A 16,488-nucleotide genomic window follows, 5' to 3' on the forward strand; every position below is an offset into this window, starting at 1 on the left:
CGCCCTCCCCTGGTCACCGTTGCGGCGGCCGCTCCGGCCACCCGGGAAGAACTTAGGACGGACCCATTCACTGGGTCAAATCTATTTACTGTGACCGACCCACCGAACTGCGCTACGCTCCTGCCATGACCGACACCGGGACGACCACCCCGAGCCTGCGCGAGCTCAACAAGCGCCGCACCCGCGAGGCGATCTCGCACGCGGCGACGAGGCTCTTCATCGAGCAGGGCTTCGACCGCACGACCATCGCCGAGGTCGCGGCCGCCGCGGGCGTCGCCAAGATGACCGTCACCAACCACTTCCCGCGCAAGGAGGACCTCTTCTTCGACCTGCACGAGGAGCTCGTCGGCCGGCTGGCCGGCACGGTCGCCGGTCGCGCGCCGGGCGAGTCCGCGCTCGCCGCGCTGCGCCGCGACTGCCTGGCCGGGCTCGACCGGCACGACGCCCGGCTCGGCTTCTCCGGCCCGGCCTTCGCCCGCGCCGTCGCCGACAGCCCCGCGCTGGCCGCCCGGCTGCGCGAGCTGCACGAGCAGGGCGAGACGGCCCTCGCCGAGGCCCTGGCCGAGGCGGTCCGGGAGAGCCCCGTCGGCTTCGAGTGCCGGGTCGCCGCCGCGCTGCTCGCCGCCGTCGACCGGGCGGTGTTCGCCGAGGTGTTCCGCCGCACCCTGGCGGGCGAGGAGCACGCCGCGATCGCCGCCGCGGTCCGCCCCTCGGCGGTCCGGGCCTACGACCGACTGGAGGGTGCCCTGGGAGCCTTCGCCGTGCGCCCGGGCTAGGGGCCCGGTCCATTCCCGCCGCGCCCGCGCCCGACCGCCCGCGCCCGTCCGCCCGAACCACCTTGACGAAAGGTTGACCTGCTCACGGCAGAAGGTTGGCGATCACCGCCTCTATCGTCGGCCCATGCCCTCACAGCCCATCAGGCCCACCGCCCTGCCGGTCCTGCCCTACCGCAAGCCGACCCGCGGCCGGGACTACTGGGTCCTGAACGACGTGCTGCCCGACCCGGACGCCGTCCGGGAACGCTGCCTGGCCCGCGGGGAGTGGACCGAGGGCTATCCGTACCGCCCCGAGACGTGGCCCGGGCTGCGCACCATGCCGGGCCTGGAGCCCGCAGAGCTGGCCAGGGTCGAGTCGCTGGTCCGCAAGGCCACCGGCGCCTCCCGGCTCTGGGTGCAGAACACCCCGGGCGGCGGCACGCTCAACCACAACTGCGTCCAGGTCGTCGGCGCCGGGGAGTCGGAGTCCCGGCCCCACACCGACTCCCGTGCGCTCTGCCGCTACGCCGCCGTCCTCTACCTCAGCCCCGGCGCCCCCAAGGACGCCGGCACCAGCTTCTACCGCCAGCAGTTCCCCGGCGGCCGCCTCGGCGGCAACGTGGTGGACGCCCCGCACACCAACCTGGTCGAGGCCCTCGGCACCCGCCGCGTCCCCGCCGACCACCTCACCGAGGACGTCCGCGTCCCCAACCGCTACAACCAGCTGCTCCTGTACCACGCCAACCTGATCCACAGCGCCACCGGCTACTACGGCACCGACCTGGCCGAGCGGCGGATGACGGCGGTCTTCTTCTGGATGGCCTGACGCCAGGACGCCCCGCGCCGGGGCCGCCCGCACCCCGGACGGCCCAGATGCCCGGCCCGCCCCACCCGGACCGGCCCCACCCGGACCGGCCCCGCCCCGGACCGGCCGCCTCCTCACCCGGCCGGCACGTGCGCCAGGCTCGCCCTGGTCAGCGCCGCGGCCAACCGGGCCAGGTGCCCCGGGGCGACCAGCGCCGCCAGGTCGTCCGGTTCGCCCGGCAGCCCGAGCGCCCGGGCCTCCGCCAGCACCCGCTCGTCGAAGTACGGCCGCAGCGAGGGCCAGACCTCCTGGGCCTCGCGCCGGAAGATCCCGGCGCCGACCGGCCCGATCCGCGGGAACTCCCGGAGCAGCTCGCCGATCCGCTCCGACTCGCCTCCGGCCTCCTCCCGCAGCCGCCGCAGGTCACCGTGCCAGCGGTCGAGCAGCAGCGTGGCGCCCTCACCGAGCGCGGTGGCGGTGCTCTCGTCGTAGCGCACGTAGTGGGCCCGGCCCAGGGCCGCGATGAGCGTCCCGCGCCGGGCGTCGGCCATCGCCCGCGGCGTCCGCAGCCCGGCCGCCGACAGCTCCCGGGCCGCCGCCGTGGCGGTGTCGGCGCTGATCCGCACCGAGCACAGCACGGTCAGCACGAGCAGTCGGTAGAGCGGCGAGGGCTTGTCCCGCAGCGTGATCCCGGCCTCCTCCGCGTAGGTACGGCCGAAGCGGTCCAACAGTTCGGCAACCGTCAGTGTCACGGCCATCACCTCCCTCACCCCACGCTTGCCCGGATTCGGGCGCCCCGCACCCGGGGAGGCTCGCCCCATGAGCGAGCGAAGCGAGGCGGGCGCAGGCCGCGGCGCCGTCCCCACGACCGAGACCGTCCGCCCCGACTGGGCCGCGATCGACCAACTGCCCACCGTCGAGCTGCTGCGCCTGATGAACGCCGAGGACCGCACGGTGCCGACCGCCGTCGCCGGGCAGCTGGAGCGGATCGCCGCCGTGGTCGACGCGGTGGCCGACCGGATGGCGCACGGCGGCCGCCTGGTCTACGCCGGTGCCGGGACGGCCGGGCGGCTCGGCGTACTGGACGCCGTCGAGTGCCCGCCGACCTTCGGCACCGATCCGGCACGGGTGGTCGGCCTGATCGCGGGCGGGCCCGCGGCCGTCACGGCGGCCGCCGAGGGCGCCGAGGACCGCACCGACCTCGCCGAGGCCGACGTGGCCGCGCTCGCCCTCACCGGCGCCGACACCCTGGTCGGTGTCTCCGCCTCCGGCCGGACGCCCTACCCGCTGGCCGCCGTCCTCGCCGCGCGGGCCGCCGGGGCGCTGACGGTCGGGCTGGCGTGCAACCGGGGCTCGGCGCTCGCGGCCGCGGCCGAGCTGGGCATCGAGGTGGAGGTCGGCCCCGAGGTGCTGGCCGGATCGACCCGGCTCAAGGCGGGCACGGCGCAGAAGCTGGTGCTCAACCTGCTGTCCACGGCCGTGATGGTCCGACTCGGCCGGACGTACGGGAACCTGATGGTCGACCTCCGCGCCACCAACGACAAGCTGCGCGACCGCGCCCGGCGGATCGTCGCCGAGGCGACCGGCGCCGACGCGGCGGCGGTCGACCGGGCCCTGACCGCGAGCCAGGGGCGGGCGAAGGACGCGGTGCTGTCCCTGCTCGCGGACGTGGACGCCCCCACCGCCGCCCGCCTGCTCGCAGCCTCGGGCGGTCGGCTGCGCGAGGCGCTCCGGCTCGCCCGGCCGTAGCGCACCGGCCGGCGGGCACGCCCAAGGCACACGCGCACCGGCCGGCGGGCACGCCCCGGGCGCGCCCTCGGCCCGCGGTTCCACCGGCCACACCCACCGGCCTCACCCGCCGGCCGCGCCCCCCTGCCCCGACTCCCGCGCGATCTCCGCCCGGAACCCCTCCACCAGCACCCGCAGCCCGTACTCGAAGTCGGCGTCGTGGTCGGTCATCCGCAGCACGTCGGCCGCCTCCCGCAGCAGCGGCAGTCCGCTCAGCGCCTCGTCCGGGAACAGCGGCCGGTCGCGCCCGGCGGCGTCCTGCCGCCAGGCCTGCTCCTCGGTGACCCAGCCCATGATGTACCGGTCGACGGTCAGCAGCAGCCGCAGCGCCGTGCGGGGGCGCAGACCGGCCCCGCACAGGGCGCTCAACTGGGCCTCGACAGCCGGGAGTTCGTCCTCGGTGGGCAGAGTGCCCGCATGCACCCGGGCACCGTCGCGGTAGGCGAGCAGGGCGTTGCGCTTGGCGCGGGCGTCGGCGGCGATCCACTCGGGCCAGTGCTCCGGATCCGGCTCGCGGTCGGGCGGGAGGGCCTCGGCGAGCATCGCCTCGGCCATCAGGTCGAGCAGTTCCCGCTTGCTCTTGAAGTGCCAGTACAACGCCGGTGACTGGACGCCGAGTTCGCGGGCGAGCCGGCGGGTGGTCAGCCCGTCGATGCCCTCCTCGTCGAGCAGGCGCAGCGCCGTGCGCACCACGTCCTCACGTCGCAGCGCCATCCGACCCCCTCCTGGGTTATCCGCTTGCCGACACCACCTTATCGCCGATAAGTTCCCGAGCTGGAATTTATCAGCGATAAGGAAGGTCGTCGCGAGGCCGACGACCGCGAAGGGATCCGCCCCATGCCCTCCTCCGGACCGAACGCCACCCCCGGACCCGACCGCCCGGGCCGCCGCTGGTCCCAGCTGCTCCCGAACACCGCCCCCTGGCGGTCCTCCCGGGACTTCCGGCTGACCTGGACCTCCGGCACGGTCACCCTGCTCGGCTCGATCTTCACCATGACCGCGGTCCCGCTCCAGATCGCCGACCTCACCGGCTCGCCCCTGGCCGTGGGCGCCGTCGGCGCGGTCGAGCTCGCGCCCGCCGTCCTGTTCGGCCTCTACGGCGGCGTCCTCGCCGACCGCGCCGACCGCCGCACCGTCGCCCTGGCCACCGAGGTCGCGCTCGCCGCACTCAGTGCCCTGCTGCTGGCCAACGCGCTGCTCGGCGCACCCGCCGTCTGGCCGCTCTACGTCGCCGCCGGGATCGCGGCGGCGCTCCAGGGCATCCAGCAGCCCTCGGTCGAGGCGATGGTCCCCCGGCTGGTGCCCCGGGACCAGCTGGTGGCGGCGGGCGCCCTGCTCTCACTGCGCTGGAGCGTCGGCGGCGTGGCCGCCCCCGCGGCGGCCGGCCTGCTGATCGCGTCCGCCGGCGTCCCGGCCGCCTACCTCGTCGACCTGGGCACCTTCCTGCTCTCGATCGCGCTGCTCGCCCGGGTCCGGCCGGTCCCCTCCGCACGGGACGCCGAGGCGCCGCAGCTCACCGAGTTCCTCGACGGCGCCCGGTACGCGGCCCGCCGACCGGACCTGGTCGGCACCTACCTGGCCGACCTCGCGGCCACCGTCTTCGCCCTGCCCACCGCGCTCTTCCCGTTCCTGGCCGCCGACCTGGACGCCACCTGGGCGCTCGGCCTGCTCTACTCGGCCGGCGCGGCCGGCAGCCTGCTCGCCGCGGCGACCGGCGGATGGGCGGAACGCGTGCACCACCACGGCCGGCTGGTCCTGCTCTCCGCCGCTCTGGTCGGTACGGCCACGGCCGCGGCCGCGTTGGCCCCCGGCCTGTGGGCCGTCCTGCTCTGCCTGACCGTCGCGGGCGGCGCCCACTGGATCGGCGACACCTTCCGCAGCGCCATCTGGAACCAGTCCATCCCGGACGAACTCCGGGGCCGCGCGGCCGGATTGGAGATGCTGACCGGCTCCGCCGGGCCGGCCCTGGGAGACCTGCGGGCCGGCGGGCTCGCCGCCCGGCAGGGTGTCCGGGCGGCGCTGCGCACCGGCGGGCTGCTCTGCCTCGGCAGCTCGGCCGCGCTGGCCGCCGCGATCCCGGCGCTCTGGCGCTACGACCAGCGGGCGCACCGGGGCGGGGCGGCCCCGGCGGAGCCCACCCCGTGAGGCGCCGCTCAGGCCGGGACGAGCGCCACCGAGTACCGCTCGACCAGCTCACGCAGCGCCCGGACGTCCTCGACCCCGCGCTTGGGCAGCATGGTCAGCACCCCCGTCTCCTCGTCCCCGCCCAGCAGCAGGAACATCCGGGGCGTCTCCAGGTGGTAGCGCTGCTCCGGCCAGCTCAGCTCGGTGACCGCTTCGGCGGTGCCGACGGCCACCCCGTACTCGTCCAGCAGGATCCGGAACTCGCCCTTGTCCGCGGCCAGCCGCACCACCCGCCGCACCAACCGCCAGGGCTGCGACGCCACCGCCAGCGCACCCAGCACCAGCACCACGGCCGGCAGCAGCGCCACCCCGCCGACGAGGGCCAGCAGCCCCGCACCCGCCAGTGCCACGGCGCCCAGCGTGAACCCGGCGCGGCGCGCCCGGCGGCCGGCCACCGTGTGCCGGGCCCGTGCCGCGAAGGCCTCCCGGAAGTCGGCGGCCGTCGGCGTGTAGCGGACCTCGACCGACTCCACCATCCGCCCACCCGAGCCCATGGCCGCACCCTCCGCTCTCCGTACCCGCATCCGCCGACGCCCTCGTCGCCGGATCGTAGCAAAGGCCGTCCGTACCCGATCCGCTCGCCTCCGCACGCTTTGGGCGGCCCTGCGCCGCCCGGCGTCCACCGCCGACGCGGCACGGCCGGCCCCAGGAAGGGCACCTGATGACCCGAATCCGCCGCCCGGCCGGGGAATCCTCGCGACCGCCACGCCGGCCGCCGCCGTCGCGTTCCCGGCCCGGGCGGCCCCCGCACCGACCAGGTCTGCCGGGCCGACGGGCTGTCCCCGGAGCCGGACGCCCAGCCAAGGGCCGCTCCGACCGGGCGCTCCCTCCGCACCCGGGCGCGTCCGGCACCGCCCCCGAGGGCTCCGGCACCGCCCCGCCCAGACCCGTCCAGCCGCGTCCAACCCCGCCCAGCCCCGCCCCGACACCGTCACCCGTCCACCACACCCCCGCGGTTCAGGCCGTGAGCGCCCGCGCCGACGCCAGGATCGGCACGGGCAGCTCCGTCCGCCCCCGCAGGTACCGGTCCACCGCCGCCGCCACCGCCCGCCCCTCGGCGATCGCCCACACGATGAGCGACTGCCCGCGCCCGGCGTCCCCCGCGACGAACACACCCGGCGTCGCGGTGGCGAAGCCGTCGTCCCTGGCCAGGGTGCCCTCGGGCCCGGCGGCCACGCCGAGTTGGGCGAACAGCCCGCCGTCCGGCTCCGGCCCGGTGAAGCCCAGCGCGAGCAGCACCAGTTGCGCCGGCAGGCTGCGCTCGGTGCCCGCCAACGGCCTGCGGTCGGCGGGCTCGGCCTCGGCGCAGCGCACGGCGGCCAGCCGCCCGTCCGGGCCGGGCTCGAAGCCGACGGTGGTCGCCGCGAACACCGGGGGGCCGGCCCGCGCCGCGCCGGACTCCTCGTGCGAGGTGGTCTCCCGGTACACCTTGGGGTGCACCGGCCAGGGCTGCCCGGCGGCCCGGCCCTGCGGCGGGCGCGGGTTGATGTCCAGCTGGGTGACCGAGGCGGCGCGCTGGCGCAGCGCCGTCCCCAGGCAGTCCGCCGCCGTGTCGCCGCCGCCCACGATCACCACGTGCCGCCCCTCGGCGGACACCGGCGGGGCGGGGCAGTCGCCCTCGTCCACCCGGTTCGCCCAGGTCAGGTAGTCGATCGCCTGGTGCACGCCGGGCAGCTCCCGCCCCGGCACCGGCAGCTCCCGGCAGGCGGTCGCGCCCACCGCGACCACCACCGCGTCGTACCCGGCCCGCAGCTCCTCACCCGGCACATCCCGGCCGACCCACACCCCCGTCCGGAACTCCGCTCCCTCGGAGCGCAGTTGGCCCAGCCGTCGTTCCAACCGCCGCTTCTCCAGCCGGAACGGCGGGATGCCGTAGCGCAGCAGCCCGCCCGCCCGGTCGGCCCGCTCGTACACCGTGACGGCGTGCCCGGCCCGGGTCAGCTGCTGGGCGGCGGCCAGCCCGGCCGGGCCCGAGCCGACCACGGCGACCCGCCGCCCGCCGTCCCGTGCCGAGCGCCCGGCCGGCCGGGGCCCGTCCCAGCCCTCCTCCCAGGCCCGGTCGGCGATCGCCAGCTCCACGTTCCTGATCGCCACCGCCGCGCCGTCGATCGCCAGCACGCAGGCGCTCTCGCAGGGCGCCGGGCAGAGCCGCCCGGTGAACTCGGGGAAGTTGTCGGTCGCCAGCAGCCGCGCCGCGGCCGCCTCCCAGTCGGCTCCCCGCTCCGTGCCCGACTCCGCCACCAGGCGGTTCCACTCCGGCACCAGGTTCCCCAGCGGGCAGGCGCTGTGGCAGAACGGCAGCCCGCAGTCCATGCACCGCCCGGCCTGCCGGCCGACCAGCGGCAACGGCGCGCCCGGGCGGTACACCTCCCGCCAGTCCCCCAGCCGCTCCTGCGCGTCACGCCGCGCCCGCTCCGCGCGCGGGGTGGTGAAAGGAGCCATCCGGTCTGCCATCGCGGCCTCCGGCGGGGCGTGCCGAACCGAGCCAGGCGGCCCACCCGGCGGTGCGCCACCGTACCGCCACCGTACGCCCGCGAAGCACCCCGCAAAAGCCGTGACGGGCCCGGGCATCCCGGCCCCGCCCGGCCCCGCCGTGAGCACGCCGGGGAGAATCTCCGCCATGACCCCCACCGTGCTGATCGCCGAGGACGACCGGGCCATCCGAGACTCGCTCGCCCGCGCCCTGATGCTGCAGGACTACCGGGTACGGGTCGCCGCCGACGGCACCCAGACCCTCGCCGTCCTCGCGGAGCAGCGCCCGGACGTCCTGGTGCTGGACGTGATGATGCCCGCGCCGGACGGTCTGGAGGTCTGCCGCCGGCTACGCGCGGCCGGCGACCGCACCCCGGTGCTCATGCTCACCGCCCGGGTCGAGGTGCCGGACCGGGTCGCCGGCCTCGACGCCGGCGCGGACGACTACCTGGTCAAGCCCTTCGACGTGGAGGAGCTGTTCGCCCGCCTGCGCGCCCTGCTGCGCCGCACCCCGCCCGAGCCCGGCTCCGAGGTGCTGACCGTCGCCGACCTGCGGATCGAGCCGCCGGCCCGGCGGGCCTGGCGCGCCGGCCAGGAGCTCGAACTGTCCCGCACCGAGTTCGACCTGCTGGAACTCCTCGCCCGGCACGCCGGCTCCGTCCTCGACCAGGCCACCCTGTACGAGCGGATCTGGGGCTACGACTTCGGCCCCGGCTCGAAGAACCTCGCGGTGTTCATCGGCTACCTGCGCCGCAAGCTCGACCGCCCCGGCCTGCCCCCGCTGATCCACACCGTGCGCGGCGTCGGCTACACGCTGCGCGAGCCGTGACCGGCCCGGCCCGCCGCCCCCGCAGGGCGCGCCCGCCCCGCCGCCTCCCCCGGTGGCCGCGCCCCGGTCTGCGCACCACCCTCGCCCTGGCCTTCGCCGCGATCGCCGCGCTGGTCGCGGTGGTGATCGGCGCGCTCGGCTACCAGGCCGCCGCACGGCTGATCCGGGACGACGAGACCGCCGACTTCGGCGCCGCCGTCGACTCCGTCGGCCGGCAGGTGCAGCGCGAGGTCCTCTTCCCGGGCGACTTCGCCGGCCCGAGCGGCCTGAGCGCCGACCTGGTCCGCCCGATCCGGGTCACCACGCAGGCGCTCGACCCGGCCGGCGCGACGCTGCCCGGCACCGCCCGGCTCGACCTGCCGCCGAGCCCGGTCGACCAGCGGCTCGCCCACGCCGCCCAGCCGGGCCGCGTCGCGATCGGGCTGCGCCACCGGCAGGGCGAGGGCTACCGGGTCGGTGTGGTCTCGCTCGGCGGCGAGCGCGGCGCCGTCCAGATCATCCAGCAGGTCGGGCCGACGGAGGAACTGCTGAGCACCCTGCGGACCCGTACGGAGGTCCTGGTCGCGGTGGTCGCGGTGCTCGCCGGCGGGGCCGGCCGACTGCTCGCCGGACGGATCGCCCGACGCCTGGTCCGGCTCACCACCGCAGCCGAACTGGTCGCCGCGAGCGGGCGGTTGGACGTGCCGGTGCCCGCCGCCGGAACGGACGAGGTGGGCCGGCTCGGGCGGGCCTTCGACCGGATGCTGGTCCGGCTCGCCACCGCCAAGGAGAACCAGCGCCGACTGGTCCAGGACGCCGGGCACGAGCTGCGCACCCCGCTGACCAGCCTGCGCACCAACCTCTCGGTGCTGCCCAGCCTGGACCGGCTGCCGCCCTCCGAACGCGCCGCGGTGATGGCCGATCTGACGGAGGAGGCCCGGGAGTTGACCCACCTGGTGGAGGAGCTGGTGGCGCTCGCGGCGGACCGCAGGGCGGACGAGCAGCCGACCGAGGTGGTGCTCGCCGAGGTGGCCCGACAGGCCGCCGCCCAGGCCCGGCGGCGCAGCGACCGGGAGGTGGTGGTGGACGCCGACGCGACCGTGGTCACCGCCCGGCCGGACGCGCTGGCCCGCGCGGTGGGCAACCTGCTGGACAACGCCGCCAAGTTCGACCCGGCCGGCACGGAGCCGATCGAGGTGGTGGTGCGCGGCCCCCGGGTGGAGGTGCGCGACCGGGGCCCGGGCATCGACCCGGCCGACCTCGACCGGGTCTTCGACCGCTTCTACCGGGCCACCGCCGCGCGCGGCCTGCCCGGCTCCGGGCTGGGCCTGGCCATCGTGCACGAGGTGGCCCGCTCGCACGGCGGGACGGCCTTCGCCACCAACCGGGAGGGCGGCGGAGCGGTGATCGGCTTCACCCTCGGCTCCTGAGGCCCGCGCGCACGCCCGCCTGCACGCCCGCCCGCCCGCACGCCGGCCCGCCCGCCCGCCTGCACGCCCGCCCGCCCGCCTGCACGCCGGCCCGCTCGCCTGTACGCCGGCCCGCCCACCACGCACGCCCCGTCAGCCGACAGCGGCCAGCAGCCCCCGCCCGAGCCAGTCGGCCTCGTCCCGCACGCCCGGCAGGACGAAGAAGTACCCGCCGCCGGTCGGCGAGATGTAGTCCACCAGCGGCTCGCCGATCAGCCGGGTCTGGGTGGCCTCGAACTGCCGCACCACGTCCTGCTGGTAGCAGCAGAACACCAGGCCCATGTCCAGGTTCCCGGCCCGGTCGACGCCCCGGTCGTAGTTGAAGCCCCGGCGCAGGATGCGCGAGTCGTCGGTGGCGGCGGTGCGCGGGTTGGCCAGCCGGATGTGGGCGTCGAGCGGGATCGCCTTGCCGTCCGGGTCCTTGGCGTAGTCGGGCACGTCGGTCTCCCGGGTGCCGTCCAGCGGCGCGCCGGTGTCGCGGCGGCGGCCGAACATCTTCTCCTGCTCGGTGAGGGTCACCCGGTCCCAGAACTCGGTCAGCATCCGGATGATCCGGATCACCTGGTAGCTGCCGCCGGTCGCCCAGGCGGGCTCGCCCGCCCCGTCGACGACCCAGACCAGCCGGTCCATCTCGCGCGCGGAGCCGGTGTCCGGGTTGACGATGCCGTCCTTGAAGCCGAGCAGGTTGCGCTGGGCGCCGTCCGGGCGGGCCTGGTTCTGGAAGCCGTCGATCCGCCAGAGGATCTGCAGCCCGCCCCGGGTGTGCCGGGTGAGGTCGCGCAGCGCGTGCAGCACGGTGTCCTGGCGGTCGGCGCAGATCTGCAGCGAGAGGTCGCCGTGCAGTTCGGCGGCCTGGAGGTTGTCGTCGGGGAAGGTCCGCATCGGCGCCAGCCGGGCGGGCTTGGCCCTGGCCAGGCCGTAGCGGTCGTCGAAGAGCGAGGCGCCGACGCCGACGGTGACGGTGAGGTGGTCGGCCGGCACGGTCGGGCCGAGGATGCCGCTGTCCGAGGGCGGCGCGCCGACGCCGAGGTCCGGCGGGGTGCCGCCGGCGGTGAGGAAGCGGATCCGCTCGGTCAGGGTCCGGAAGAGCCGTTCGAGCGCCGCGCGGTCCTGGGCGATGACCTGGCAGGAGACGAAGGCCGCGAAGCCGGGGGCCGGGGTGGTGACGCCGGCCTGGTGGGCTCCGTGGAACGGCACCGCCCCGCCGCGGTCCTGCCGGCCGTCCCCGGCGGAGGCCGGGCCGGCGCCGAGGGCGAGGCCGCCGCCGGCCAGCACGGCGGCTCCGGCTCCCGCACCGAGCGCGGCCCGGACGAAGCTGCGCCGGGCCGGGCCGGCCGGACAGCCGTCCGGGGCGGCCGGCTCGGCGGCGGCGTGCGGGAACGGGCAGGACCCGGTGGCTGCGGTGTGGTCGGTCATCAGGCGGCCTTCCGGATCTCGAGCAGGGCGGGGACGGGAGCGAGGTCTTCGAGCAGTTCGCCGGTGGCACCGTCGAGCTGTCGGCGGGCGTCGGCGGGCAGCTCGGCCAGCGGGGTCCAGCCCTCGGGCCGGTGGGCGGCGGCGAGCAGGTCGCCGACCCGCTTCATCCCGGCGTCCGCCCGGACGAGCACCTGCGGGTCCCGCTCGTCGAGCAGCGGCCGCAGCAGGGTCAGCAGCTCCTGGGTGCCGGCCAGGTTGGCCTGGGCGGTGGCCAGGTTGGTGCCGCTGCCCATGTCGGTGTCGCCGGTCAGCTCGAACTGGAGGGTGTTCTCCAGGATCTCGTGGGCGCGCAGCGGCAGGTCGCCGGGGGCGAACTCCTGCCCGGGGAAGTCGTGCGCGAGCTGCTCGACGTTCCGGGCCAGCGCGTCGGCGACGGGCGTCAGCTCGGCGGCGGACTGGCCGTGCCACAGGCCGTACTCGAGCCGCAGGAAGCCGGTGAATCCCGGGTCCCGCTCCTTCTCGGCGAGCCCGTCCGGACGGCCGTCGATCTTGCCGTCGAGGTCGGCGAAGGTGCCGTAGGCGGCGCCGAGCGACGCGTACCGCAGGTGGGCGGGGAGCCAGTCGGCCTTCGCCGCGGCGAGATTCCCTGAGCGCACGTCGGCCTGGAGCGTGCGGGTCTGCGCCACCAGTTCCGCGAGGCCCTGCTCGACGTACTGCCGGTAGCTGTCGAGCGGGGCCTTGAGGTCGTCCTCGGCGACCGGCTTGACGGCCTTGGCCTCGGCACCGCCGCTGACGTGCACGGTCGCCGAGGTGACGGCCCTGCCGCCGGTGGGCACGCAGCGCCAGGCGTAGTCGCCGGAGCCGACGGTGGCGGTCAGGGCGCGGGTGGTGCCGGGGGCCAGACCCTCGATCTCCCCGTAGACGGCGCCGCTGCCCGGGTCGACCAGGTAGACCTCGGCGACCTTGTCCCCGGTGTTGTGCATCCGGAAGACCTGCCGACCGGGCCGCGGTACCGCGAAGCCCTTGCCGCACTCCTGCTCGGAGACGGCGACGGTGGCGGAGCCGCCCTGCTTGCCGTCGCTGACCGCGACGACGACGCCGGCCACCGCCACCGGGACGGCGATCGCCGCGGTCGGGAGCACCCAGCGCGGCCGCCCGGCCCGCGCCGGTCCGGCAAAGGCGCCCCCGGCCCCGGCGGACTTCGGCGCGGCAGCGGAAACGGAGGCAGCAGGAGCGGGAGCAGGACCGGAAGCGGGAGCGGCGGACCGGGCGGCCGGACCGCCCCCGCGGACCCCCTCGACGAACAGCGTCATCACGACGCCCAGGTACGCGACGTACCCGACGACCTGGAGCACCGTCATGGTGACGGTCAGGTTGAGGGTGCCCTGCACCAGCGTCGCGTACCAGGAGGAGGCGTCCAGGTGCCCGCTCAGGTCGAAGGCGTACGAGCTGCCGCCGCCGACCAGGCCGGACTCCTGGAGGTCCCGCAGGCCGTAGCCGAGCACGCCCGCGGCGACGACGATCAGCCCGGCGCCGGTGACGGTGAAGAACCGGGTGAGGTTCATCCGCAGGGCCCGCCGGTACAGGCCCCAGCAGAGCCCGGCCGAGAGCACCAGGCCGACGGCCGCGCCGAGCAGCGGCCCGGTGGACTCCCCGGCGGTGCGTACGTTCGTCCACAGGAAGAGCGAGGTCTCCAGGCCCTCGCGGGCGACCGCGAGGAAGCTGGTGAGCACCAGCGCGCCGGCGCCCATCGCCAGTGAGGCCCGGACCTTCTCCCTGATCTCGGCGGAGAGGGTGCGCGCCGAGCGCCGCATCCAGAACACCATCGCGGTGACGAAGCCGACCGCGACCAGGCTGAGCACCCCGCCGAAGGCCTCCTGGGCGTGGCCGGAGAGGTTGGCGGCGGTGAAGGTGAGCACCGCGCCGAAGCTCAAGCTGAGCGCGACGGCCGCCGCGACGCCCGTCCACACCTGGGGCAGCCGGCCCTTCTGGTCCCCCCGGACCAGCGTGGCGACCAGGATCGACACGATCAGTCCGGCTTCCAGCCCCTCGCGCAGACCGATCAGGAAGCTGGGAAACGCCTCATCCCACATGCGGCGGGCTCCTCCCCCGGGCGGGCCCGGGCCGTTCACCTGTCCTCTGCCCCGCCGCGGTGGCGGCGCAGCGGCGCAGCCGAACGCCCCGGACACCGGGTCCGGGGCGAGGGCTTAGCTTAGGCAAACCTTAGAGCCGGCAAGGTCAACCGCACCCCCGCTCCGGGTAAGGATTCGGTATGGGCTCCCCCAGGGGTCGACCACGTCCGCGGGCCCTGGCGGGGGGTCAGGGGCCCCTGGTCACCCCCACCACTGCTCCGGCACCGGCTCCGGGTCGGACGGGTCCGGGACCGTCACCGGTTCGGCGCAGCGCACCAGCAGGTCCCCCTCCTGCGTCCCGGCGACGAGGTAGCCGCACTCGCGGAGCACGACCGCGGCCGCGCCGCTCAGCGCCGCGACCGCCTCCCGGGAGGGCGGGCCGCCCGGCTCCGCGCCCGGCGTCCAGCCGACCACCACGCCCTCGGGGTGACGGTCGATCCACAGCGGTGAGGAGCCCGGCCCGGTGTCGAACCCGGCGCGGGCCAGGGCCTCGGTGACGTCCTCGAAGAGTTCACGCTGATCCACCATTGGCGCAGCGTAGGCCCCGGACCGCGCGACCCCCGGCCGCGGCGCGCGCCGAAATGCTTCCGCGGCACCCGAGCGCAGCATCGACACCCGTTGGGCCGAGCGGGGGCCAGCCGATCGGGCGTCAGGAACGCCCGTCCGGCCCGACACGCACGGCCGGACGGGCCGATGGACGTGCACAGTCGGCCCCCTGCCGACAGCATGACAGAGTAAGCGCTCCATCACCCTGAGCAACGGTCCCAGCGGAACACCTGGTCCGCGCGCCGGTCCCGCCGGCGGGCCCGTATCGAGAGGTCCCATGATCACAACACTTCGCCGGCCGGCGTTCCCACCGGCGGGCCTCCAGCACGGCACGCCGAGGACGCCGGGGAGCCCGTCGTGAGAACCGACCAGCAGTCGCAGCCGGGACCGGTGACCACCACGCGCGCCGAGCCGGCCAACAAGGCGGAGGCGCTGGCCGACTGGACCGACGGACGGCTCGGCATCTACTCCCTGGCCAAGGCCAACCTGCGCAAGATCTTTCCCGACCACTGGTCCTTCATGCTGGGCGAGATCGCGCTCTACACCTTCGTCATCATCATCCTCACCGGCGTCTGGCTCACCCTGTTCTTCGTGCCGAGCATGGGCGAGGTCGTCTACGACGGGTCGTACGTCCCGCTCAAGGGCATCCCGATGTCCGAGGCCTTCTCCTCGACCGTCAGGATCAGCTTCGACGTGCGCGGCGGCCTGCTGATGCGCCAGATCCACCACTGGTCCGCGATCGTGTTCGTCGCCGCGATGCTGACCCACATGATGCGCGTCTTCTTCACCGGCGCGTTCCGCAAGCCGCGCGAGATCAACTGGGTCTTCGGGGCCCTGCTGCTGATCCTCGGCATGTTCGACGGCTTCATGGGCTACTCGCTGCCCGACGACCTGCTCTCCGGCACCGGCATCCGCTTCATGGAGGGCGCGGTGCTCGCCGTCCCGATCGTCGGGACGTACCTGCAGTTCTTCCTCTACGGCGGCGAGTTCCCGGGGCACGACATCATCCCCCGGCTGTTCACCGTCCACGTCCTGCTGATCCCCGGGATCATGGTGGGCCTGCTCGCGGCGCACCTGATCCTGGTCTTCTACCACAAGCACACCCAGTTCGCCGGGCCCGGCCGGACCAACTCCAACGTGGTCGGCATGCCGCTGCTGCCGGTCTACACGGCCAAGGCGGGCGGGTTCTTCTTCCTGGTCTTCGGCGTGGTCTCGGCGATGGCGGCGATCGCCACCGTCAACCCGATCTGGATGTACGGCCCGTACCGGCCGGACCAGGTGACCACCAACGCCCAGCCGGACTGGTACATGGGCTTCTCCGAGGGCCTGATCCGCGTAATGCCCGGCTGGGAGATCAGCGTCTGGGGCGGGCACACCCTCAACCTCGGGGTGTTCGTCCCGCTGATGGTGTTCCCGACCGTCCTGCTGATCATCTGGTGCTACCCGTTCCTGGAGGCCTGGATCACCGGGGACCGGGGCGAGCACCACATCGCGGACCGGCCGCGCAACGCCCCGGTCCGCACCGCCTTCGGCGCGGCCTGGATGAGCCTCTACCTGATCCTGCTGGCCGGCGGCGGCAACGACCTGCTGGCCACCCACTTCCACCTCTCGATCAACGCGATCACCTACGCGGTGCGGATCGGCTTCTTCACCGTGCCGGTGGTCGTGTTCGTCATCACCAAGCGGTGGTGCCTGGGCCTCCAGCGGCGGGACAGGGAGAAGGTCCTGCACGGCCGGGAGACCGGCGTCATCAACCGGCACCAGCACGGGGAGTACGTCGAGGTGCACGCCCCGCTGCCGCAGGGCCGGCTCTACACCCTCACCGCGCACGACCAGCCGCAGCCCTCCGAACTGCCGCCCGAGGTGGACGAGAACGGGGTGGCCCGCAAGGCCGGGCTGTGGACCCGCGCACGGGTCAAGCTCTCCCGCGGCTTCTACGGCGAGTACAGCCAGATCGCCAAGCCGACCGTCGAGGAGCACGAGGAGATCACCAGCGGCCACGGCCACCACTGACCCCGCCCGACGCCACCGAGGGCCCGCCGCACCGGGAACGGTACGGCGGGCCCTCGTCGTGCCCGGGCCCGCCGCACCGCTCCCGGCGCCGGCGGGCCCG

At 75.6% G+C, this 16,488-nt stretch carries 14 protein-coding genes; 7 read left to right on the forward strand and 7 right to left on the reverse strand.

From position 1 onward, the window contains the following. Positions 1-125: 125 nt before the first annotated feature. Positions 126-776: a TetR/AcrR family transcriptional regulator gene (locus tag ACH5AR_RS16795; RefSeq protein ID WP_396302157.1), complete on the forward strand. Its 651-nt coding sequence runs from the start codon at positions 126-128 to the stop codon at positions 774-776. Positions 777-900: 124 nt separating this feature from the next. Next, complete coding sequence (locus ACH5AR_RS16800; RefSeq protein ID WP_396302158.1) at positions 901-1,581, forward strand: DUF6445 family protein; 681 nt, start codon at positions 901-903, stop codon at positions 1,579-1,581. 113 nt (positions 1,582-1,694) lie between these two features. Here the strand turns inward: ACH5AR_RS16800 and ACH5AR_RS16805 are convergent, their stop codons facing one another. Beyond that, positions 1,695-2,318 carry an endonuclease gene (locus tag ACH5AR_RS16805; RefSeq protein ID WP_396302159.1) on the reverse strand — a complete coding sequence of 208 codons (624 nt, stop codon included), beginning with the start codon at positions 2,316-2,318 and terminating at the stop codon, positions 1,695-1,697. A 61-nt stretch (positions 2,319-2,379) separates the two neighbouring features. On the opposite strand from ACH5AR_RS16805, the gene murQ reads away from it, so the two are divergent. Beyond that, positions 2,380-3,309 (forward strand): N-acetylmuramic acid 6-phosphate etherase, encoded by a 930-nt coding sequence (murQ, locus tag ACH5AR_RS16810; protein WP_396302160.1) that lies wholly within the window; start codon positions 2,380-2,382, stop codon positions 3,307-3,309. A 102-nt stretch (positions 3,310-3,411) separates the two neighbouring features. Here murQ and ACH5AR_RS16815 read toward each other — a convergent pair whose 3' ends face one another. After that, positions 3,412-4,062 (reverse strand): TetR/AcrR family transcriptional regulator C-terminal domain-containing protein, encoded by a 651-nt coding sequence (locus ACH5AR_RS16815; protein WP_396302161.1) that lies wholly within the window; start codon positions 4,060-4,062, stop codon positions 3,412-3,414. A 123-nt stretch (positions 4,063-4,185) separates the two neighbouring features. On the opposite strand from ACH5AR_RS16815, the gene ACH5AR_RS16820 reads away from it, so the two are divergent. Further along, on the forward strand, positions 4,186-5,493 hold the full coding sequence (locus ACH5AR_RS16820; RefSeq protein WP_396302162.1) for an MFS transporter: 1,308 nt from the start codon (positions 4,186-4,188) through the stop codon (positions 5,491-5,493). Between the two features lie 8 nt (positions 5,494-5,501). On the opposite strand, the gene ACH5AR_RS16825 is transcribed toward ACH5AR_RS16820, so the two are convergent. Both ACH5AR_RS16825 and ACH5AR_RS16830 read right to left on the reverse strand, forming a co-directional pair. Beyond that, a complete protein-coding gene (locus ACH5AR_RS16825; protein WP_396302163.1) occupies positions 5,502-6,026 on the reverse strand; it encodes a hypothetical protein in 525 nt (174 codons plus the stop codon). Between the two features lie 463 nt (positions 6,027-6,489). Further along, positions 6,490-7,986: a glutamate synthase subunit beta gene (locus ACH5AR_RS16830; protein ID WP_396302164.1), complete on the reverse strand. Its 1,497-nt coding sequence runs from the start codon at positions 7,984-7,986 to the stop codon at positions 6,490-6,492. Between the two features lie 166 nt (positions 7,987-8,152). Between ACH5AR_RS16830 and ACH5AR_RS16835 the strand changes: the two genes are divergently transcribed. Both ACH5AR_RS16835 and ACH5AR_RS16840 read left to right on the forward strand, forming a co-directional pair. Continuing rightward, a complete protein-coding gene (locus ACH5AR_RS16835) occupies positions 8,153-8,833 on the forward strand; it encodes a response regulator transcription factor (RefSeq protein ID WP_396302165.1) in 681 nt (226 codons plus the stop codon). After that, entirely contained in the window at positions 8,830-10,242 is a 1,413-nt protein-coding gene (locus tag ACH5AR_RS16840) for an ATP-binding protein (protein WP_396302166.1), read from the forward strand. The genes ACH5AR_RS16835 and ACH5AR_RS16840 overlap by 4 nt, the downstream gene beginning before the upstream one ends. 132 nt (positions 10,243-10,374) lie before the next feature. Here the strand turns inward: ACH5AR_RS16840 and efeB are convergent, their stop codons facing one another. The 3 genes from efeB to ACH5AR_RS16855 all read right to left on the reverse strand — a co-directional run bounded on the left by efeB (position 10,375) and on the right by ACH5AR_RS16855 (position 14,357). Further along, entirely contained in the window at positions 10,375-11,697 is a 1,323-nt protein-coding gene (efeB, locus tag ACH5AR_RS16845) for an iron uptake transporter deferrochelatase/peroxidase subunit (protein WP_396302167.1), read from the reverse strand. After that, positions 11,697-13,790, reverse strand: coding sequence for an iron uptake transporter permease EfeU (efeU, locus tag ACH5AR_RS16850; RefSeq protein ID WP_396302168.1), 2,094 nt, complete (start codon positions 13,788-13,790; stop codon positions 11,697-11,699). The genes efeB and efeU overlap by 1 nt, the downstream gene beginning before the upstream one ends. Positions 13,791-14,030: 240 nt before the next feature. Then, positions 14,031-14,357: a hypothetical protein gene (locus ACH5AR_RS16855; protein WP_396302169.1), complete on the reverse strand. Its 327-nt coding sequence runs from the start codon at positions 14,355-14,357 to the stop codon at positions 14,031-14,033. Between the two features lie 408 nt (positions 14,358-14,765). Here ACH5AR_RS16855 and ACH5AR_RS16860 point away from each other — a divergent pair, with 408 nt between their 5' ends. Further along, positions 14,766-16,388, forward strand: a complete 1,623-nt coding sequence (locus ACH5AR_RS16860; RefSeq protein ID WP_396302270.1) for a cytochrome bc complex cytochrome b subunit — start codon at positions 14,766-14,768, stop codon at positions 16,386-16,388. Positions 16,389-16,488 lie beyond the last annotated feature (100 nt).

The organism is Kitasatospora sp. NPDC018619 (genome assembly GCF_044391605.1).
Lineage (GTDB): Bacteria > Actinomycetota > Actinomycetes > Streptomycetales > Streptomycetaceae > Kitasatospora.